This is a genomic window from Ferrimonas senticii DSM 18821, assembly GCF_000422665.1.
GTDB lineage: Bacteria > Pseudomonadota > Gammaproteobacteria > Enterobacterales > Shewanellaceae > Ferrimonas > Ferrimonas senticii.
On the sequence record NZ_AUGM01000004.1, the window covers coordinates 186349 to 206641 of the forward strand.

The 20293-nt window shown below is 55.7% G+C and carries 20 protein-coding genes; 13 read left to right on the forward strand and 7 right to left on the reverse strand.

Features of this window, described 5'->3' with window-relative positions:
- Positions 1-5: 5 nt before the first annotated feature.
- The 7 genes from ribBA to rimK all read left to right on the forward strand — a co-directional run bounded on the left by ribBA (position 6) and on the right by rimK (position 5644).
- Positions 6-1109: a bifunctional 3,4-dihydroxy-2-butanone-4-phosphate synthase/GTP cyclohydrolase II gene (ribBA, locus tag G506_RS0104455; protein ID WP_028115828.1), complete on the forward strand. Its 1104-nt coding sequence runs from the start codon at positions 6-8 to the stop codon at positions 1107-1109.
- A gap of 110 nt (positions 1110-1219) precedes the next feature.
- The gene (gene ribH / locus G506_RS0104460; RefSeq protein WP_028115829.1) at positions 1220-1690 is read left to right on the forward strand and encodes a 6,7-dimethyl-8-ribityllumazine synthase; all 471 of its coding nucleotides are present in this window, start codon (positions 1220-1222) and stop codon (positions 1688-1690) included.
- A 19-nt stretch (positions 1691-1709) separates the two neighbouring features.
- Positions 1710-2129 carry a transcription antitermination factor NusB gene (nusB, locus tag G506_RS0104465; RefSeq protein ID WP_028115830.1) on the forward strand — a complete coding sequence of 140 codons (420 nt, stop codon included), beginning with the start codon at positions 1710-1712 and terminating at the stop codon, positions 2127-2129.
- Positions 2130-2395: 266 nt separating this feature from the next.
- Positions 2396-3361, forward strand: coding sequence for a thiamine-phosphate kinase (gene thiL / locus G506_RS0104470; protein WP_028115831.1), 966 nt, complete (start codon positions 2396-2398; stop codon positions 3359-3361).
- A complete protein-coding gene (locus G506_RS0104475; RefSeq protein ID WP_028115832.1) occupies positions 3358-3834 on the forward strand; it encodes a phosphatidylglycerophosphatase A family protein in 477 nt (158 codons plus the stop codon). Before thiL ends, G506_RS0104475 begins: the two co-directional genes overlap by 4 nt.
- A 379-nt stretch (positions 3835-4213) precedes the next feature.
- On the forward strand, positions 4214-4702 hold the full coding sequence (locus G506_RS0104480; protein WP_028115833.1) for an ATP-dependent zinc protease family protein: 489 nt from the start codon (positions 4214-4216) through the stop codon (positions 4700-4702).
- A gap of 36 nt (positions 4703-4738) precedes the next feature.
- Complete coding sequence (gene rimK / locus G506_RS0104485; RefSeq protein ID WP_028115834.1) at positions 4739-5644, forward strand: 30S ribosomal protein S6--L-glutamate ligase; 906 nt, start codon at positions 4739-4741, stop codon at positions 5642-5644.
- A 9-nt stretch (positions 5645-5653) separates the two neighbouring features.
- Here rimK and G506_RS0104490 read toward each other — a convergent pair whose 3' ends face one another.
- The gene (locus G506_RS0104490; protein WP_156904787.1) at positions 5654-5887 is read right to left on the reverse strand and encodes a hypothetical protein; all 234 of its coding nucleotides are present in this window, start codon (positions 5885-5887) and stop codon (positions 5654-5656) included.
- On the opposite strand from G506_RS0104490, the gene G506_RS0104495 reads away from it, so the two are divergent.
- A complete protein-coding gene (locus tag G506_RS0104495) occupies positions 5880-6959 on the forward strand; it encodes a succinylglutamate desuccinylase/aspartoacylase family protein (RefSeq protein ID WP_051201893.1) in 1080 nt (359 codons plus the stop codon). The two genes, G506_RS0104490 and G506_RS0104495, sit on opposite strands and share 8 nt — an antisense overlap.
- 60 nt (positions 6960-7019) lie before the next feature.
- Here the strand turns inward: G506_RS0104495 and G506_RS0104500 are convergent, their stop codons facing one another.
- The 4 genes from G506_RS0104500 to aceK form a co-directional block, all read right to left on the reverse strand.
- Entirely contained in the window at positions 7020-8240 is a 1221-nt protein-coding gene (locus G506_RS0104500; protein ID WP_028115837.1) for an MFS transporter, read from the reverse strand.
- Positions 8241-8252: 12 nt separating this feature from the next.
- A complete protein-coding gene (locus G506_RS18740) occupies positions 8253-8486 on the reverse strand; it encodes a hypothetical protein (RefSeq protein ID WP_035387007.1) in 234 nt (77 codons plus the stop codon).
- Between the two features lie 305 nt (positions 8487-8791).
- Positions 8792-9376 carry an FKBP-type peptidyl-prolyl cis-trans isomerase gene (locus G506_RS18745; protein ID WP_035387008.1) on the reverse strand — a complete coding sequence of 195 codons (585 nt, stop codon included), beginning with the start codon at positions 9374-9376 and terminating at the stop codon, positions 8792-8794.
- Between the two features lie 294 nt (positions 9377-9670).
- On the reverse strand, positions 9671-11380 hold the full coding sequence (aceK, locus tag G506_RS0104515) for a bifunctional isocitrate dehydrogenase kinase/phosphatase (protein ID WP_028115838.1): 1710 nt from the start codon (positions 11378-11380) through the stop codon (positions 9671-9673).
- A gap of 86 nt (positions 11381-11466) precedes the next feature.
- On the opposite strand from aceK, the gene G506_RS0104520 reads away from it, so the two are divergent.
- From G506_RS0104520 to G506_RS18755, 5 genes are all read left to right on the forward strand, one after another.
- A complete protein-coding gene (locus G506_RS0104520) occupies positions 11467-12147 on the forward strand; it encodes a tRNA/rRNA methyltransferase (RefSeq protein WP_028115839.1) in 681 nt (226 codons plus the stop codon).
- 535 nt (positions 12148-12682) lie between these two features.
- Positions 12683-15139 carry a bifunctional aspartate kinase/homoserine dehydrogenase I gene (thrA, locus tag G506_RS0104530; RefSeq protein ID WP_028115840.1) on the forward strand — a complete coding sequence of 819 codons (2457 nt, stop codon included), beginning with the start codon at positions 12683-12685 and terminating at the stop codon, positions 15137-15139.
- A gap of 3 nt (positions 15140-15142) precedes the next feature.
- On the forward strand, positions 15143-16192 hold the full coding sequence (thrB, locus tag G506_RS18750; protein WP_084631186.1) for a homoserine kinase: 1050 nt from the start codon (positions 15143-15145) through the stop codon (positions 16190-16192).
- Complete coding sequence (gene thrC / locus G506_RS0104540) at positions 16179-17459, forward strand: threonine synthase (protein WP_028115841.1); 1281 nt, start codon at positions 16179-16181, stop codon at positions 17457-17459. The genes thrB and thrC overlap by 14 nt, the downstream gene beginning before the upstream one ends.
- A 458-nt stretch (positions 17460-17917) precedes the next feature.
- On the forward strand, positions 17918-19375 hold the full coding sequence (locus G506_RS18755) for a multiheme c-type cytochrome (protein ID WP_240473385.1): 1458 nt from the start codon (positions 17918-17920) through the stop codon (positions 19373-19375).
- A 106-nt stretch (positions 19376-19481) separates the two neighbouring features.
- On the opposite strand, the gene G506_RS0104550 is transcribed toward G506_RS18755, so the two are convergent.
- Positions 19482-19811 (reverse strand): SMR family transporter, encoded by a 330-nt coding sequence (locus G506_RS0104550; RefSeq protein WP_028115842.1) that lies wholly within the window; start codon positions 19809-19811, stop codon positions 19482-19484.
- 12 nt (positions 19812-19823) lie between these two features.
- Positions 19824-20171: an SMR family transporter gene (locus G506_RS0104555; RefSeq protein ID WP_028115843.1), complete on the reverse strand. Its 348-nt coding sequence runs from the start codon at positions 20169-20171 to the stop codon at positions 19824-19826.
- Positions 20172-20293: the final 122 nt, after the last annotated feature.

Genomic DNA, 20293 nt, shown 5'->3' on the forward strand with positions numbered 1-20293 from the left:
CAGCAATGGCGCTGAATAAGATCGAAGAGATCATCGAAGATATCCGACAGGGCAAGATGGTGATCCTGATGGATGATGAAGATCGCGAAAACGAAGGCGATCTGATCATGGCTGCCGAAGCCGTGACCCCAGAGGCGATCAACTTTATGGCACGCTACGGCCGCGGCCTGATCTGCATGCCGATGAGCGCCCAGCGCTGTGATCAGCTGGGTCTGCATCAGATGGTTAGCAACAACACCGAACAGTTTGCCACCGCCTTTACCGTTTCTATCGAAGCGGCCAAGGGTGTGACCACCGGTATCTCGGCCTCGGATCGTGCCATTACCATTCAAGCGGCGGTGGCCAAAGATGCGACCCCTGCGGATCTGGTGCAGCCGGGCCACATCTTCCCGCTGCGCGCCAAAGATGGCGGCGTGCTCAACCGTGCTGGCCATACCGAAGCGTCGGTGGATCTGGCGCGTTTGGCGGGCTTTGAATCGGCGGCGGTGATCGTTGAGATCCTTAACGAAGACGGCACCATGGCGCGTCGTCCAGAGTTGGAAGTGTTCGCCGAAGAGCACGGTCTTAAAATTGGCACCATCGCCGATCTGATTGAGTACCGTAACCTGCACGAAACCACCATCGTCAAAGAGACCCAGTGCGTGTTGCCAACCAAATACGGCGACTTCGAACTGACCTTATACCGTGACACCATCGACAACCAACGCCACGTGGCACTGGTAAAAGGCGAGATCGGCGCGGAAACCCTAGTGCGCGTACACCTCGAAGATCCATTGCGGGATCTGCTGGGCTCGACCCACAAGGGCGAAAGCACTTGGGAGATCGACGACGCCATGGCCAAGATCGCCGCCGAAGGCGGGGTGCTGGTATTGCTGGGGCGTGAGCACCAATCCGAATACGTACTAGAGCAGTTGCAGGGCTTGGCACGCAGCCAAAGCGGCACCGAGATTGGCCTACGACCAAATCACGAAGCGCCGCGCACCGTCGGTGTTGGTTCGCAAATTCTGGCGGATCTTGGGGTTACCAAGATGCGTCTGCTGTCGGGGCAAACCCGCTATCACTCGTTGGCCGGTTTTGGCCTCGAAGTGATCGAATATATCCACCAATAATTTCCCTAATTTCCGATGGCACAGGCCGCTGACAAGTTCGCTGCTTGTGCTATCATACCGCCACTTTTTTGCCCCCTTGTCGGGGCTATAAGAAATAAATGGAACAGAACATGAACGTTATCGAAGGTAACATCGAAGCCAAAGGCGCTAAAATTGCTCTGGTAGTTGGCCGTTTCAACAGCTTTGTGGTTGAAAGCTTGGTTGACGGTGCACTGGACACTCTGAAGCGTTTTGGCCAAGTGAACGATGAAGACATCACTGTGGTTCGTGCCCCTGGTGCATTCGAACTGCCACTGGTTGCACGTCGTCTGGCTGCCACTGGCAACTACGATGCCATCATCGCCCTAGGTGCGGTGATCCGTGGTGGTACCCCACACTTCGATTTCGTTGCCGGTGAGTGCAACAAAGGATTGGCTCAGGTGATGCTGGAGTTTGATACCCCAGTAACCTTCGGGGTGCTGACCGTAGATACCATTGAACAAGCCATCGAGCGCGCTGGTACCAAAGCTGGTAACAAGGGTGGCGAAGCTGCTCTAAGCGCGCTAGAGATGGTAAACGTCTTGAAACAACTGGCTGACTAAGGCCAGATTGGAGAGTTGTGTGAAGCCTTCCGAGCGTCGTAAAGCCCGTCAACTGGCGGTTCAGGCCCTCTACTCCTGGCAGATGAGCGGCAACGCTATCGCCGATGTAGAGCATCAGTTCTTAACCGAACAAGATACCCAAGGTGCCGATGTGGCTTACTTCCGTGAGCTGCTGGCCAGCGTAGCAAACCAAGCGGACAGCTTGGATGCGAAGCTGAAGCCAAACTTGGCACGCTTGGTTGAAGAAGTGGATCAGTTGGAACTGGCCATTTTGCGCTTGGCAGCTTACGAGCTGATCTATCGCGATGACGTACCATTCAAGGTAGCGATCAACGAAGCTATCGAGCTGGCTAAGATCTTTGGCGCTGAAGAGAGCCACAAGTTCGTTAACGGCGTGCTGGATAAGCTGGCGATCTCCTTGAACCGTCAAAAAGGTTAAATTAAGGCGTCACTGTCTGACTCAATACTCAACGGCCACATCATCGATGTGGCCGTTTTTATAACCTCACCGAACTATCATACCAATGCACCTAAATATCTGAGTATTATTGCTGGTTTAAATCGCCTCACTCGGCGTTACTCAACTTACTGGTAGAGCCACTAGCAGCGGCGTTGAGTGCCTTGATTGAGACGATTTCTCCTTCGCACTAGACAGACCATTTACTTAAGTGAATTGGTATTACTAAAACGATTACCAAAAACATCATGAGTTCTGGCGAATTTACTGTAATCAAACGGTTCTTTACCCACCGTCGTAGCCGCAAGGATGTGATCCTTGGGGTCGGTGATGATGCGGCGCTGCTGAATGTGCCGGAAGGGCATCACCTGGTGGTATCGACCGACACCTTGGTCAGCGGCATTCACTTTTTTGCCGACATCGATCCCGCCAAATTGGCGTTTAAGACGGTGGCGGTCAACCTCAGTGACTTGGCGGCAATGGGCGCCGAGCCGGCGTGGATGACGCTGGCGATCACCATGCCAGCGATAGATGAGCCCTGGCTGGCGCAGTTTGCTAAAGGCTTGGAAGAGGTGTGTGACTACTACGGCGTGGCGCTGGTTGGCGGGGACACCACCCGTGGGCCGTTAAGTCTAACCATCACCGTTCATGGCCATGTACCGCAGGGGCGGGCGCTGCGCCGCGATGGCGCCAAGGTCGGCGATTGGATCTACGTGACTGGGCCATTGGGCGATAGCGGTGCCGGTTTACAAGCGCTGTACGATGGCAACACCGATCCAGCGTGGCAGCCATTTATCGACCGTCATTTAACCCCGAAACCGCGACTGGCGGCGGGTATTGCCCTGCGCGGCTTGGCATCGGCGGCGATGGACCTGTCCGATGGCTTGGGTTCTGATTTGGGACACCTGCTTAAAGCCAGCGGTGTCGGAGCGCAGATTGAGTTGGCGCAGATCCCGATTAACCCCAAGCTGGAAGCGCTCGTGGGGCGCCAGCAAGCGCTGCAGTTAGCGCTTGGCAGTGGCGAGGATTACGAGCTGCTGTTTACCGTACCAGACAGCCACAAGGCCGCCCTAAGCACCGCTATCAGCGAAACCAGTGCGGTGCCGATCTGCATTGGTCAAATCGTTGCCGGTGAAGGCATTCGTTATCTGCAACACGACCAACCGGTGCACATTGATGTACACGGTTACAACCACTTTGCGGAGGAAACATGAGCCGCTTTCCTGGAATTAAGATGTCCAATCCGGTGCACTTTTTGGCATTCGGCTTTGGCTTAGGCCTGGCTCCCAAAGCGCCGGGCACCTTTGGCACCTTAGCGGCGTTGCCGCTGTTCTTCGTCATGCAGGATCTCGGGTTGCCACTCTACGCTGCGATTGTGGCGTTGATGGGGCTGGTCGGGATCTACCTGTGTGACAAAACCGCCAAAGACATGGGCGAGCATGACAATCCGGCGATCGTCTGGGATGAAGTGGTGGGGATGCTGATCACCATGGCGGCGCTGCCCCAAGGCTGGCACTGGTGGTTAATCGCCTTTGCCGCGTTTCGCTTGTTCGACATCGTTAAACCGTGGCCGATTCGGCTGTTGGACCGCCACGTTCACGGCGGTTTTGGGATCATGATTGATGATGTCCTTGCGGGTTTCTTTGGCTTGGGCGTGGTGCAATTGTTAGCGCATTGGTTCGGCTGAATCGCCGCAGCCTAAATCGTCCTTTGGGGCGGCGCGGATCACTGAAAATGCCCAACCTAGGTTGGGCATTTTTTGTGTTTCCTGAATGTGTCTGGCAACCAATCTTTAACAAGTGGTGATTTGTGGCAAACCATGCAAACGGCCTCGCCTTGGCGTTTTATTGAACATTAAATATTAAAATTGAACAGTGATTTAGTCTTTCTGCGGTGGTTGTCATCAAAGCCGGCGGAAGTTGGCTAAGCTAGTTGTTGGATTGGTTATTTACGTCAATCTTACCAAGCTGAACGAAGCCTGAATCGTGCTGGTTAACCACTATCCGACCTAGCCCAGTTGCTTGTACTATCTGCGGCCTTTTTTTCTCTAGTCTAGGAGTCTCGTTATGAGTCAATCCAAAACCACTATCGGCTGGCGCGAATGGGTTCATCTGCCTGAGTTAGGTTTGCCAAACATCAAGGCAAAGGTAGATACCGGCGCTAAGACCTGTGCACTGCACGCATTCCGCGTTGAACCATTCGATCGCGACGGCAAGCAGTGGGTGCGTTTTGCGATTCACCCTCTGCAAGACGACACCGAGACCGAAGTGATTTGTGAAGCGCCGGTTTCCGACCGTCGCGAAGTAACCAACTCCGGTGGCTCTACTGAGCTGCGTTATGTTATCTCCAGCCGTATGGTGGTTGGTGGTCAAGAGTTCGAAGCAGAGCTAACTTTGACTAACCGTGATAGCATGCGCTTCAGAATGCTACTGGGCCGCAACGCGATGGAAGGTCGTTTTGCGGTAGACGTAGCCGAGAGCTACCTGCTTGAGCCAGCTCCTATTGCTGAAGCCGAGTGCAGTGAAAACAACGACCGCTGCAGCGACGAGGGCTGATAGCGAGCGCAACCCATTAATTAAGGAATTTATGCTATGAAGATAGCAATTCTGTCCCGTGGTCCTAACCTGTACTCCACCAAACGTTTGGTGGAAGCGGGTGAAAAGCGTGGCCATGAGATGCACGTCATCAATACCCTGCAGTGTTACATGGACATTGCGTCCACCAAACCTGCGATCTGGTACCAAGGTGAAAAGCTGGAAGGGTTTGATGCGGTGATCCCTCGGATCGGTAGCTCAATCACCAACTACGGCACCGCCGTAATTCGCCAGTTCGAAATGATGGGCGTGTACTGCTTGACCGAATCCATTCCTCTGGGGCGCTCTCGTGACAAACTGCGTTCACTGCAGCTGCTGTCGCAAAAGGGCATCGGCATGCCGAACACCGGTTTTGCTCACGCCATCGACAACACCAAAGATCTGATCAAAATGGTTGGCGGTGCACCACTGGTACTGAAGCTGCTGCAAGGCACTCAGGGTCGTGGTGTGGTATTGGCGGAAACCCCGAAAGCGGCGGAAAGCGTGATTGATGCATTCCGCGAGCTGGAAGCGGACTTCTTGGTGCAAGAGTTCATCAAAGAAGCGGGCGGCAGCGACGTACGTTGTTTCGTGATCGGCGACCAAGTGGTGGCAGCGATGGAACGTACCGCAATGTCTGGCGAGTTCCGTTCTAACCTGCACCGTGGCGGCAGCGCACAGCTGACCGAACTGACTGAGCAAGAGCGTAACACCGCGATTGCGGCAGCGCAGACCATGGGGCTGGGCGTTTCTGGGGTTGATATCCTGCGTAGCGAACGTGGTCCACTGGTGATGGAAGTAAACTCCTCCCCAGGCTTGGAAGGCATCGAACTGGCCACCAAGATCGACGTGGCGGCGCAGATCATCGAGCACATCGAACAAAACGCTAACTGCCAAACTGTAGCGAAACGCAGCAAAGGCTAAGCGAATAAGCTAAAGTACTGAAAAAGCGCTGTTCTCAGGACAGCGCTTTTTTGTTGCCTGATTTTTGCACCATTGTTGCCAGTGGCTGTGCGCCACTTCACAAAATTGGGTGCAGTTTGATTTGGTCGCTTTTTTGTTGGCGCCGATCTCTGGCACTTTTGCAGTATCGACCGTTGGCGTCTTAACTGATTGCAGTCCAAACGTTGGCGTTTGGCCGAAAAAGAGGATCACCATAATGAGCACCCCAAAGCCTGCTGCGACCACAGCGCGCAAAAGCAAACCGATTGAGTTTGGTGGCCAAACGATTCTACCCGGCCAACAGGTGACGGTGGATATTCCGTTGGCGTCGATGGTGACCCAGCAGAGCCTGCCGCTGACCTTGCGGATCTACCATGGCCGCAGTGAAGGCCCCTGCTTGTTTGTTAGTGCGGCGATCCACGGCGATGAGATCAACGGCGTAGAGGTGATCCGTCGTCTGCAAAAGCTCAAAGCGTTAAAGCGGCTTAAGGGCACCTTGGTGCTGGCACCAATTGTTAATGTCCACGGCTTCTTAGATAAAACCCGTTATCTGCCTGATGGTCGCGATCTGAACCGCAGCTTCCCAGGCAGCCAGCGCGGCACCTTGGCCGGTCGAGTGGCGTACACCTTCTTAGAAGAGGTGGTCAACAAGTGTACCCACGGCATCGACTTGCATACCGGCGCTCGCCATCGCGATAACTTGCCGCAGATCCGTGCCGATCTGGACCAGCCGGAAACCGCCGCGATGGCGCACGCCTTTGGTGTACCGGTGGTGATGCATTCGGCCATTCGCGATGGGTCACTGCGTCAGGTGGCGGGGGAAAACGGCACCCCAATCTTGCTGTACGAGGCCGGCGAAGCGCTGCGCTTTGATGAGGTTTGCATTCGCGCTGGGGTGAAAGGGGTGATGAACGTGATGCGTCATCTGGGCATGCTGCCTAGCAGCAGCCGCGCCAAGCACGTTGATGACGCGATGATCTCCCGCAGTTCATCTTGGGTGCGGGCACCGATCTCCGGTATCTTCCGCGCCACCATTGCGATGGGGGCGAAAGCGGAAAAAGGGGCGGTATTGGGGATCATTGCCGATCCGTTAGGGGATGCCGAAGAACCGGTGATTGCCCCGAAAGACAGTATCGTCATTGGCCGCACCAATCTGCCACTGGTGCACGAGGGCGAGGCGCTGTTCCACTTGGCCTACTACGATGACGCGGTTGATGACATCGCCGAGCAGTGGGAAGAGTTTGAATACAGCTTGGATGAATCGATGACGTTATCGGAAGAGCCACCGATCGTCTGATCGCGGTTTTAGTCGCAAACAAAACGGGAGCCACCAGGCTCCCGTTGTTGTATTTGCTGCTTAGGCGGCGGCTGGTACCGCAGGACGCTGCAGCGGACGAGCGTCGATTGGGAAGTGCAGGATAGCGGCGATAAACGCCAGTACCACGGTGCTGTACCAGATTGGTTCGTAGCTGCCGTAGTAGTCGTAGATACGACCACCGACCCAAGCGCCCAGGAAGCTGCCCACTTGGTGAGTGAAGAAGACGATGCCGTAGAGGGTCGACATGTACTTGGCGCCGAAGATCTGCCGTACCAGACCGGAGGTCAGAGGCACGGTACCGAGCCAACAGAAACCGATGGCAGCGCCAAAGATTGAGGCGGTGCTGGCGTTTACCGGCAGGGTAACGAACGCCAAAATCACTGCGGTGCGCAGGAAGTACAGCGCCGCCATCACATGACGTTTATCGAAACGGTCACCCATCAGGCCCCAGAAGTAGGAGCCAAAGATGTTAAAGATCCCGACGTAGGACAGTGCCATCGCCGCGACCGTGGCGTCTAAGCCTTTGTCGGCCAAGTAGCTTGGCAGATGAGTGGCAATAAACATCACGTGGAAGCCACAGACAAAGAAACCGGCGTTCAGTAACCAGTAGCCTTTGTGACGAAATGCTTCGGCCAGCGCTTGCTTCAGGGTCTGCTGGTCATGTGCCATGGCTGCGGCAGCAGCAGGGTTGCCAATGCGGTTGGTTTTCATAAAGGCGGCAAACGCCAACATGGCGCAGCAGCACAGGGCGAACACCTGCATCGCGGTTTGCCAGTCAAAGTTGGCCAGCAACGACTGCGCGCCAGGGATCACCGCAAACATACCGAAGGAACCGGCGGCGGTGGTTAAGCCAAACGCCTTGGCGGTGTGTTCTGCCGGAACAACGCGGGCAATTGCGCCCAGTACCACCACGTAGCTGGTGCAGCTTAAGCCAAAACCAACCAGTGCCCCCAAGGTTAAGAACAGCATGCTTGGCTCGGCAGTGATCGAGGTCAGGTACAGCCCCAAGCCGTAGGCGATGGCGCCAACGCCGATGATGCGTTTGGCACCAAAGCGGTCAGCGGCCATCCCAACAAACGGTTGGAAAGCGCCAAACAGCAAGTTTTGTACGGCGATCGCCAGCGCGAAAAATTCGCGGCCAGTGCCAAAGGTGTCAACCACAGGGGTCATAAAGATCCCGAAGGATTGACGGATCCCTAAGCTGAAGATCAGCGTGGCAATCCCAAGCCAGACCAGTACAGGAAAGCGAAAAATACTCATTAACAAAAACTCTTAATGATGGTGGTGATGGTGATGGTCGTGTTGCGCCGGCGATGATTTGATCGGGCCATACAGTTTGACCGCATCGCTACGGTGACTGCCGCCATCGCCAGAATGGCAACCGGCGTCAGTGGCGTTTTGCGCCATCGCTTGTTGCAAGCCGGTCCAGTTGTGAACCAGAGCAATCGCTAACAGCAGGGCGATAAACCAGCGCAGCAGTTGGGCACGGAGGGATTGGCTGAACATAACGTCTCCACGATGAATAGCCGCCATCAAACAATGGGCGGTAGTCGGTACTCACTTCATTAACTGTAGAGCTAATGAAGTGAGTACAAGGCGGCGGAGTGTACGTTTTAGCGGCAATTGGCGCTATACGCCGATCACAATATTTGCCGTTTTTTGTGAATGAGCACAGGTTCTGGAACCAAGTAGTAATGATTGTGTAGAAAAAGGCTACTGGGCTGTTGAGTTTTTGCTGAGTTACAGAGGGACGGGGGGTAACAAAAAGCCCGCCAAGGTGGCGGGCTTCGCAAGCTATTGATGTCAGTGGCTTAGTGGCCGTGACCGCCGCAGCAGTCATCGCCTTTAGCGCAGTTGCCAGAACCGCCACAGCACTCATGGTCTTCGTCGTGATCGTGGGAACCACAACCGCCGCCGCCACAGCAGCCGCCAGCTTGGTGCAGGTGACCGTGAGCGATCTCCTCTTCAGTTGCCGCGCGCAGTTCGGTGATCTCGACTTCAAACATCAGATCTTCACCGGCCATTGGGTGGTTGCCATCCATTACTACGCTGTCGTCTTTTACTTCAACCACAACGACTGGACGCGGGCCTTGCTCGGTGTCGGCCATAAAGCGCATACCAGGAACGATGTCGTCGATACCTTCGAACGCTTCCATTGGCACTTCTTGGATCAGACCTGGTTCGATTTCGCCGTAAGCGTCAGCCGCAGCGACCTTCGCGGTCAGCTTGTCGCCAACTTGCTTGCCAGTCAGCTGTGCTTCCAGACCAGGGATGATGTTTTGAGCACCGTGCAGGTACTCCATTGGGGCGCCGCCAAATGACTCTTCAATCATTTCACCTGCGCTGTTGTGCAGGCGGTAGTGCATAGTAACAACGATGTTGTTGTCGATGATCATTTGACCACTCCAGAATAGAAAACGAATTGTCGTAAGCGCTGCATCTTACGGATAGAGCAGAGCGCTGACTATGATCAGCCTAACATTTTTGTTGGTTGGTATTGATTATTGTTCGCAATTAGTGGGTTAAAGTGGGCGAAATTGCCTTTCGTAGTTAGACGTTGGTATCTGTTAGTTGGCAGTCAGTAGTTAGAAGTTTTTAGTTGTTAGTTGGCAGTTGTTAGTTTTTAGTGAGAGCCAGAGCCAGAGCCAGAGCCAGAGCCAGAGCCTGAGTCGCGAGCTCTGGCTGCGGGATTAGGCCGGTGGTCGTAGGCGGCGTGCTGGTTTGTAGGGGTAGATGTCGGGGATGATGGCGTCGCGGATGTTTTGCTGCACCTGCTGCCAATACTCGGCGGTCAGCAGATCTTGATGATGCGGGGTAAAGGCTTGGCGAATGCTTGGGCGAGCCAGTAGGAAGTGGCCAAACTCCTCGGGAAAGACATCATTGGGGGCGATCGAGAACCACGGCTCGGCGGCAAACTCTTGCTCAGGATATTGCGATTGGGGAATGCGGCGGAAGTTGCAGTCGGTCATGTACTCAATTTCATCGTAATCGTAGAACACCACCCGGTTGTGGCGGGTTAGGCCAAAATTCTTAAACAGCATGTCGCCGGGGAAGATATTGACCGAGGCCAGCTGCTTGATCGCCAAGCCATATTCAAAAATGGCGTCATCGATCTGTGCTTGCGAAGCACCATCTAAGAAGATATTCAGCGGCGTCATGCGCCGCTCGACGTATAGGTGTTTCACCAACACCTGATCGTCACTGAGTTCGATCTCACTGGGAGCGACTTTGAGCAGTTCCTCCAGCAACGCTTGGCTAAAACGATCGCGCGGAAACACGAAGTCGCTGTATTCCTGAGTGTCCGCCATCCGGCCAACGCGGTCGTGGCGTTTAACCAAGTCGTACTTGGCTTTGACTTCGGCTTTGGTGACGGTTTTCGGTGGCGCAAACTGATCTTTGATGATCTTAAACACCATCGGCAGCGACGGCAGGGTAAATACCGCCATCACCATCCCCTTGATGCCGGGGGCGATCGTAAACTGGTCGTGGCTGTGATCCAGATGATGCAGGAAGCTGCGGTAAAACTCAGTTTTGCCGTGCTTTTGCAGCCCCAGAGCGGTGTACAGTTCGGCCCAGCTTTTGTGTGGCATCAACTGCTTTAGGTAGCTAACCAGCATCCCCGGGTGGTCGGTGTTAACCATGAAATAAGCGCGAGTGAAGCTGAAGACCACCGACAGATCGTCACTGCCATGCAACAGCGCATCGATATACAGGCCGTTGTCGCTGTGACGGATTGGCAGCAGCAACGAGGTAAAGCCGCGCGGGCCAATCAGCCGGCCAACCAGATAAGCGCCCTTGTTGCGATAGAACACGCTGTTGAGCAGCTCAATGCGGTTGTAGTGGTTGGCGGCCATTATCGGCTCCAGCCGTTGCCACACCAGGGTCAGATCCTCATCGATATTGGCAAACGGTTGGATAAAGCGTTCCGGGCGGATCAGCGCGGTGAGCGCGCCGATGGGATCGTCGCCAACAAAGCGGTATTTGCTCAGTTTTTCCGGTTGAAATGGCTGACGCTTGCGGACACTGGTATGCAAAAACAGATGTTGCTGATCAAGGCCGCGATGGCGAAACAACGCCGAGAACACTGAGTTAAAAAAGGTTTCGGCGACTTCCGCCTGCGGGTGGCCGATCAGCAACTTGGAATAAGCGCGTTTGGTCTGTTGCCACAACTCATTGGAGATCACTGGCTGATCCAGCTGTTCTAAGATCTTTTGGGTTTGCAGCCCAACCCGCTGGCTGTACAGCGCAATGCGCTCGCGCTGGGCGGCATCGGCGGCCTGCCAGTTTTGCTGGATAAAGTGGTCTTTAGCGCGGCGTGAGATCCGCATAAACAGCCGGAAGTGTTTATCGAATCCGGCCAAAATCTGATAGGCGAGCTTACTCGGGGCGGCAGCGTTCATCATCACTCCTTGATGGTTAAGCCACTGGCCATAATCCTGACCTAGCTGGCTTGCTTTGGCAACGGAACTCGATACCCTTAGCGGCTATGACAGAACTGTATTTTATTTTGGTCTCCCCGCAGCGCGGAGAAAACGTCGGCGCGGCAGCGCGGGCGATGAACACCATGGGCTTTGATAAGCTGCGGATCGTGAATTCCGAGGCGCACCTAAGCGATGAAGCGAACTGGACCGCCCACGGCAGCCAGCATATTTTGCAACAGGCCGAAGCCTTTAGCGATTTGGCCTCGGCGCTGGCGGACATCGACGTGAGCTTTGCCACCACCGCCCGCAAGCGCGGTGATAAACGCCGTTTGCACAGCCCCAAAGGCGCCGCAGAGCAGCTGCAACAACTGGGCGGCAGCGTCCGCAAAGCGGCGATCGTGTTTGGCTGCGAAGCCTCGGGCCTATCCAATGACGATCTGGCGCAGGTGGATTTGTTAACCACCATTCCACTGGCTAACCCGTATCCGTCGCTCAACCTTGGCCAAGCGATCATGCTGTATGCCTATGAGTTCTCGCAGTTACCCGAAGCGACTGAGCTAAGCGCCAACGAGGCCCAGTTTGCCGCGCTAAAACAGCGCAGCGTGAAACTGCTGGATCGCTTAAGTGTTGCCGATGAAGAACCACTGCGGCGCTGGGTTGCCGATAGCGTTGGCACCATCAGCCAACGGGACGTGGCCATGCTGCATTTGTTATTAGGTGATATTGAAAAACACCTAAAGGACTGAGGCGACAAAATAGGCCGTTGACTTCCCCCTGCGGATGAACGAACGTTAATACACACTTTTTGAGGACGACCTGCTGCTCATGCACTCTGCACAACTGGCACTGATCACTGTTTCTGGTATTAGCACTGGCACTGGCACCACTACCGGCATTATCCGGTCAGAGGCGGGCTTGTAGTACCTCAAAAAAACACAGAATAAAAAATACCCAAGCCCGCTTAACCAAAGCGGGCTTTTTTGTTTTTTGGCTTCGGCAAACGGCGGCGTACACCAACAATACCAATTCGTTTAAGTACATGACCTGTCTAGTGCGCAGGAGAAATCGTTTCAATCAAGGCGCTCAACGCCGCTGCTAGTGGCTCTACCAGCAAGTTGAGTAACGCCGAGTGAGACGATTTAAACCAGCAATAGCGATCAGATATTTAGGCGAATTGGTATTTCCAGAAGGGCAGCGTAAGGCGATTAGAACCAGCGTCTTAACCAAGCCTCGGTGGCGACCACAGTTGGCCTATGAATCAACTTAGGAGTTAAGCAAACCATGAAAGTGATGAAATTTGGCGGCTCGTCGCTGGCGGACGCCAGCAAGCTGCAACGAGTGATGCAGCTAGTGAGTGACGAAGCGGCGCAGTTTCCAGTGATGTTGGTGGTGTCCGCTCCCGGCGGCGTTACCGATATGCTGGAACAAGCCACCTTTGAGGCGGTGGCTGGCCAATACCCAAATCCATCCTTTGAGCAACTGTCGGCGCGACTGGCTGGCTTGGTGGCGGATGTTGCCGCCCTTAAGCCAGACGCGGCGGTGGCGTTGCATCAGCAGTGGCAACAGGAGCTCAACCGGTTGGCGCAGCGTCTACAAGGCTTGGCTCTGTTGCAGCGCTGCCCCGATGAGGTTGCGGCAGAACTGTTGGTGACCGGCGAACGCTTGTCGGTAGCCCTGCTGACTGCCCTGTTCAGCGACGCGCCGTGGCCAGTGGCCAGTCTCGATCCACGCCAGTATCTGCTGGCGGAGGGCGAGCCGCTGTCGGCGGAAGTGAACATCGAACTGTCACGCAATAACTTGGCCTCGGTCGCGTGGGGCGACAACCGAGTGTGGCTGGTGCCGGGCTTTACCGCTGCCAACAGCAATGGCGACACCGTCACCTTGGGTCGCAACGGTTCTGACTATTCCGCGGCGGCGCTGGCGGCCTGTGTCCATGCTGACAGCTGCGAGATCTGGACCGACGTTGATGGCGTCTACAACCTCGATCCACGGTTGATTGATGATGCCCAGTTGGTGCCAAGCCTGAGCTACGAAGAGGCGATGGAGCTGTCCTACTTTGGCGCGTCAGTGCTGCATCCGCGCACCATTGCCCCGATTGCCCAGCATCAGATCCCTTGTCGTATTCGTAACACCTTGAATCCGGCCGCTGAAGGCACCTTGATCCACGCCCGTACCGAACCATCGAAGTCGTTGGTAAAAGCCATCAGTCAGTTGAAAAATCAGTGGATGATCAGCGTTTCCGGCCCGGGCATGAAAGGCATGGTTGGTATGGCCAGCCGAGTGTTTGCGGCGATGGCACGCACTGGTGTGTCGGTCACCTTGATCACCCAAAGCTCGTCGGAATACTCGATCTCCTTCTGTGTGAGCGCCGAAGATGGCGTCAAAGCGCTTAAGGCGTTGAACCAAGACTTCGAGCTGGAGCTAAAGCAGCAACTGCTGGAGCCGGTCGACGTACAACGAGATCTGGCCATTGTCACCTTGGTTGGCGATGGCATGAAGACCCGCAAAGGGGTGGCGGCGCAGTTCTTTAAAGCGCTGTCGCAAGCTGGCGCTTCGGCACTGGCGATTGCCCAGGGCAGCAGCGAGCGGGCGATCTCGGCGGTGGTGAATCAAGACAAAGCGATTGATGCACTGCGGCTGTGTCACCAAAACCTGTTCGTTGGTCGCCAAGCGATCGACGTGGTGGTGATTGGTGCCGGTAACGTTGGGATTGAGCTGATCGCTCAGATGGCGGAGCAGCAGCAACATCTGCAGCAGCACAACATCAGTTTGCGCCTGTGTGGGGTGACCAACTCGCGCAACATGGTGCTGCGCGCCGGTGGCATCGACCTTGCCGATTGGCAGCAGGCGTTGGCAGAGGGCGAGCCGCTGGATATGCCGCGACTGCTGAGCTTTGCCCGCGACGCTCATCTGGTGAATCCGGTGTTTGTTGATTGCACCGCTTCCGGCGAGATCGCCAGCCACTACTTGGCGGCGCTGGAATCCGGCTGGCACATCGCCACTCCTAACAAAAAAGCCAATACCGACTCGATGGCGCTGTATCGCCAGCTACGCCAAGTGGCGCGCCAGCAAAAGCGCCAGTTCCTCTATGAAGCCAACGTTGGTGCCGGTCTGCCGGTGATCGACAACCTACAAGGGCTGCTGCGAGCCGGGGATCAGCTGCATCAGTTCTCCGGCATCATGTCCGGCTCGCTGTCCTACATCTTTGGGTTGCTGGAAGAGGGCATGAGCCTATCTGAAGCCACTGCGGCGGCGCGGGACAAAGGCTTTACCGAGCCGGATCCGCGCGATGATCTGTCCGGTATGGATGTTGCTCGTAAGGTGCTGATCTTGGCGCGCGAGGCGGGTATGGAGCTGGAACTGGAGGATCTGACCATCGACAGCGTGCTGCCGGCGGAATTTGATGCCAGCGGTGACGTCGACACCTTTATGGCCAATCTGCCACAGGCCGATGCCTTGGTGGCGGCGCGGATTGAGGCAGCCCGTGCCGAGGGCAAAGTGCTGCGTTACGTTGGTGCCATTGACGTTGATGGTAACTGCAAAGTGGAAGTGCAGGCGGTGGGGCCAGAGCACCCACTGTACCCAATCAAAGGCGGCGAAAACGCCTTGGCCTTCTACAGCCGCTACTACAGCCCGCTGCCGTTTGTACTGCGTGGCTACGGTGCCGGTGCGGCAGTGACCGCCGCTGGGGTGTTTGCCGATGTGCTGCGCACCCAAGCGTGGCAGCAGGAGGGTTAATCGATGCGTGCAGTTACCGCTTACGCGCCGGCGTCGATGGGCAATCTGTCGGTGGGTTTTGATCTATTGGGGGCGGCGTTGGCACCGGTCAACGACGCTCGGCCATTTGGTGACTTGGTGACCGTGGCGCTGTTGGCAGAGGGTTGCGAAGTCGGCGACAGTGGTATCGTCCTGACTTGCAGCGGTCGTTACGCCGAGTTTTTGCCAACCGAGGGCAACATTGTTGAGCGCTGCGCCGAGGTGTTTATCGAACGCCATGTGCCGGACTTTCTGCAGCGTCATCACGGTCTGGCATTGCATCTGCAGAAGAATCTGCCGATTGGCTCTGGCCTTGGCAGCAGCGCCAGCTCGGTGGTGGCGGCGCTGGCGGCGCTGAACCGCTTCTTTGGCGAACCGCTGGATCCCGAGGCGCTATTGCTGTTGACCGGTGAATTGGAAGGAGCGATCTCCGGCTCGATTCACTACGACAACGTTGCCCCCAGTTTGCTTGGCGGCATGCAGTTGATGCAGGCGGATCGCGCCCTCACTCTGCCGCAGTTTGAAAACTGGTATTGGTTGGTGGCTTATCCGGGGATCACCCTGTCCACGGCCAAGATGCGGGCGCTGTTGCCGGCCCAGTACGATCGCGCCACCACCATTGAGTTTGGCCAGAACTTGGCGGGCTTTATCGCCGCCAGTTATCGCGGTGATGAGGACAGCGCCTTGGCGCTGCTTAAAGATGTGTTGGCAGAGCCGCACCGCGCCGCCCATATCCCTGGGTTTGTCGCCGCTAAAGCCCAACTTAGCGAGCTTGGCTTTGAGGCGGTGGGGATCTCTGGCTCTGGCCCGACCCTGTTTGCGGTCTGTCGTGATGGCGCCTTGGCCGAGCAGGGGGCGCAATATCTGCAGCAGCACTACCTCACCAATGAATTTGGCATGGTGCGGGTGTGCCGCATCGCTGCAGATGGGGTGAGCTATTCCGAACCCCAATCACTGCAATCTCAATCCAACCCTCTTCAATCCGATCAGGCAGAGCCAGCCCAGTCGCAGGAGCAGCAAGATGCAATTAACTAACCTTAAGGTGGCCGAGCAGCAGGTCAATTTTCGCCAAGCGGTACTGCAGGGCTTAGGCGAGCAGCAGGGGCTGTTCTTCCCGGATGCGTTGCCGCAACTGGATTTAGAACCACTGTGGCAGTTGGACTTAGTCGCCCGCAGTCAGAAGATCCTTGGGGCGCTGCTGGCGGATGAGCTTGGCCAAGAGCTGGTGGATACTCTGGTTGCTAATGCCTTTAACTTTACCGCGCCGCTGCGGCCGGCCAGTGCCAAACAATACTGTTTAGAGCTATTTCATGGGCCAACCTTAGCCTTTAAGGACTTTGGCGCACGCTTCTTAGCCCAGTGCCTAAGCGCCTTTGCCGGCGAGCAACCGCTGACTATCCTAACCGCCACCAGTGGCGATACTGGGGCGGCGGTGGCGGATGCCTTTTATGGCCTCGATAACATCAATGTGGTGGTGCTCTACCCCGATGGCGGCATCAGCGAGCTGCAAGAGAAACTGTTCTGCACCTTAGGTGGCAACATCCGTACCATCGCGGTGGCGGGCAGTTTTGACGATTGTCAGCAGTTGGTGAAACAGGCCTTCAGCGATCCGGCATTAAAGGCGCAGTTTGGCTTAACCTCGGCCAACTCGATCAACATCGCCCGGCTGTTGGCGCAGATCTGTTACTACTTCGAAGCGTTGGCGCAGTTGCCAGAGGCGGAGCGCGCCAACGCGGTGTTTGCGGTGCCATCGGGTAACTTCGGTAACTTGACCGCGGGCCTGATCGCCAAAGCGATGGGGGCGCCAATCAAACGCTTTGTCGCCGCCACCAACAGTAACGACACCGTACCGCGTTATCTGCAAACTGGTCAGTGGCAACCGCTGGCGGTGTACAACACCCTGTCGAATGCGATGGACGTGACCAGCCCCAACAACTGGCCACGGATTGAAGCGCTGTGTCAGCGTCAACAGTGGCCGCTGAACGATCTGGCCGGCGAGCGCGTCGATGAAGCGCAAACCGCGGCGCAGCTGCAGTGGTTGTTTGAGCAAGACTATTTAAGCGAGCCGCACGCCGCGGTGGCCAGTGCCGCCTTAAGCCGGCAGTTGCAGCAAGATGAGGTTGGGGTGTTCTTAGGTACCGCCCATCCGGCCAAGTTTGCTGGTGCGGTCGAGTCAATTTTGCAGATCGAATTGCCGTTGCCACAGGCGCTGGCAGACGCCAATGCCAAGCCACTGCTGAGCGATAACATGGCGGTCGATTTCAGTGCCCTAAAAGCCTACTTGCAGCAACATCTAAGCTAATCCAGTAAGCGTTATTTAACGTCATTAGGGCAGCCAGCAGGCTGCCCTTTTTGATCAGCAAAGTACTCAACTATATTGCCAATATTGCAATATCGGGATGATGGAATGTTGAGCGGTTTGTTTGCCCAGTGAGCAAACAGTTTGGTGGTTGCCGCTTTTACCCTTCGCTAACCTCAAAAAAACAGCAGGGTTACCAATACTAACTAACCTCAACAATGCTGAATTATCTTAATGATTTTATTCAGCTTTAGTGTTTTTAGGTGGCTTGTTGATAGTGAGTGTTTACATTGAATCTAGTTTGAATTTATTTCTTTTTAAATCAGTGCGATGACTCACATTTATTGGCTTTATATCCAAAAAGTGTTAGGGCGAGCGTTAAAATGCAGCAAATGGAGCCCAACGGCCGTTGTCGTTGGTGAATTTCTTGCACATGGCTGTGTCTTTTTTAAACGACGATAATGATGATTAAACGCTACACTCCGGTGGCCCTTGGGCTGCTGCTGGCGTTGTCTGCAGGTACCGCTGTTGCCGCTGACAAACCCTACGCCCCATCCAACGTGACCACCACCGCTCAAGGCGAACTGACCACCACCCAGTGGCAGGATCCAAAGCGTTGTAAGAGCTGTCACCCAGTTCAGTTCGAAGGTTGGCAGGGCAGCATGCACTCCATCGCCTTTATCGACCCAGTATTCCAAGCGGAATGGGCCCTAGGCGAGAAAGAGACCAATGGTGCGACCCGCAACCTGTGTGCCGGTTGTCACACCCCAGTGGGCACCATCACCCAGACCGTGAGCTTCGATCCAAGCAAGGGCAAGCACGGTGGGTTTGAGACTGAAGGCATGGCGGCGACAGGCGTATCTTGCGATACCTGCCACACCGTAAGCGCGCACACCATGCTGGACACGCCAATGCTCGAGCACGGCAACGCCTCCATCGAACTGACCCCAGGTGCCAAGCGTGGTCCATTGGCTGACTCCAAGTCACCAATGCACAAGACCGTGTACTCTGAACTGCATGGCAAGTCTGAGTTCTGCGCCAACTGTCACAACGTATTCCACCCAGGCAGCAACTTCCCAATCGAGCGTACCTACGACGAGTGGAAGTACTCCCCATACGCTCAGAACGGCGTTCAGTGTCAAGACTGTCACATGGTGCCAGTGGAAGTGGCGATCCGCGTAGCGGACGAAATGAAGCCAGTGAAAGAACTGGAAAACCACGGTCTGAGCGGCAAAGCAGCACGCTCTGGCAAAGTGGTTCGCGACGTAGTGCATAACCACTCCTTCGTTGGCGGCAACGCGGTTATCGCTCCGCTGCTGGGTGTCGAAGGTGGCGAAGCCCACTCTGCTGAAGCGATCAAGCGTCTGCAAAGCGCCGCCAGCATCTCTACCAAGGTTGAGAACGGCATTGGCGATCTGCGCACTCTGCACGTCACCGTGCACAACAACCGTGCTGGCCACGCGCTGCCAACCTCACTGACCTTCATCCGTCAGCTGTGGCTGGAAGTAGTCGTACGTGATGCCAACGGCAACGAACTGCTGCGCTCTGGCACCATCAACGCCGACAACGAACTGCCAGAAGGCACCGTGATCTTCCAGAACAAGGCGGTTAACGCCAACGGTGAAGGTCCACAGCACAAGCCGTGGGAGGTGTACAGCTTCTCTGAGCAGAACACCATTCCACCAAAAGGCTCTCGCACCGCTAACTTCGCTTTCAACCTGCCTGAAGGCATGGCCTACAGCGTTGAAACTCGTCTGAACTACCGCTCCTTCTCCCAAGGTGCGGCGACCCTGCTGGTTGGTGAAAAGGTACGGGTACCATTCGTTGAGATGGCCACCGAAATCACTAGCTACAACGGCGCTGGCGATGTGGTATCCACCACCACTGACGTCAAAGCGGGTCTGCAACCAGCGAAGTAATCGCAGTTGTTGACTGAAACAGCCGACTGAAAAGTTGACTGAGTAAGCAAAGGCCGAGCCTCCCTAAGGAAGCTCGGCCTTTTTGTTGGCTTTTACATGGGTAACGCTATGCGGTTTTCATCACCACCACCGCCGAGATCACCATGGCGATCCCAGCCCAGCCAATCGGCTTTAAGCGCTGTTTAAACAGCAGCGCACCACCGATGGCGGTGCCTAAAATCCCGATAGCCCCCCACGAGGCGTACGCGATCGCCAGATCGATCTCTTTAACGGCTTGCGCCAACAGGGTAAAGGCCAGCATCACCAAGGCGATGGCGGTAATCCCCCAGCCTTTGTGAGCAAAGCCGCGGGAGCGAGTCAGTGCCATATTGGCAACGATGTCCACCAGAGCGGCGACTACCACAAAGCCAAACGACAGGGTAAAAAACTGGTTCATGGCTAGCCTCCATTAGGCCGTTTGGCGGTCGTGCTGGTGTGATTCCCCAAGCGTCACACAGACAATGCCAATGATGGCCAGCCCCAAACCAGCGAATTGCTGCAGGTTCAGATCGGCATCAAACAGCAGTACCGATACTAAGGTGATCAGCGCAATGCCAAGACCTTCCCAAGTGGCGTAGGCAACCCCGATGGCGATCTTCTTCGCCGCCAGCGACAAAAAGTAATAAGACAGCGCAATCAGTAGGTACATCGCCCCATAGCCCCACAAGGCGTTGTTATTACCAAGCAGCGACATGGTGCTGGTACCGGCCACCTCGGCGGCGATAGCGAGCAGCAAAAACAGACGAGCGATGGGCATAACAACTCCTTAGAGCCCTCAAATTTGCATAACGCTTTGGCGAACTGCGAATTTTGGTTGGGCATATTTGGTTGTTGTCAGCTTAGCCAGCGGCATTGCCACTTAACAGGGAATTGCGATAT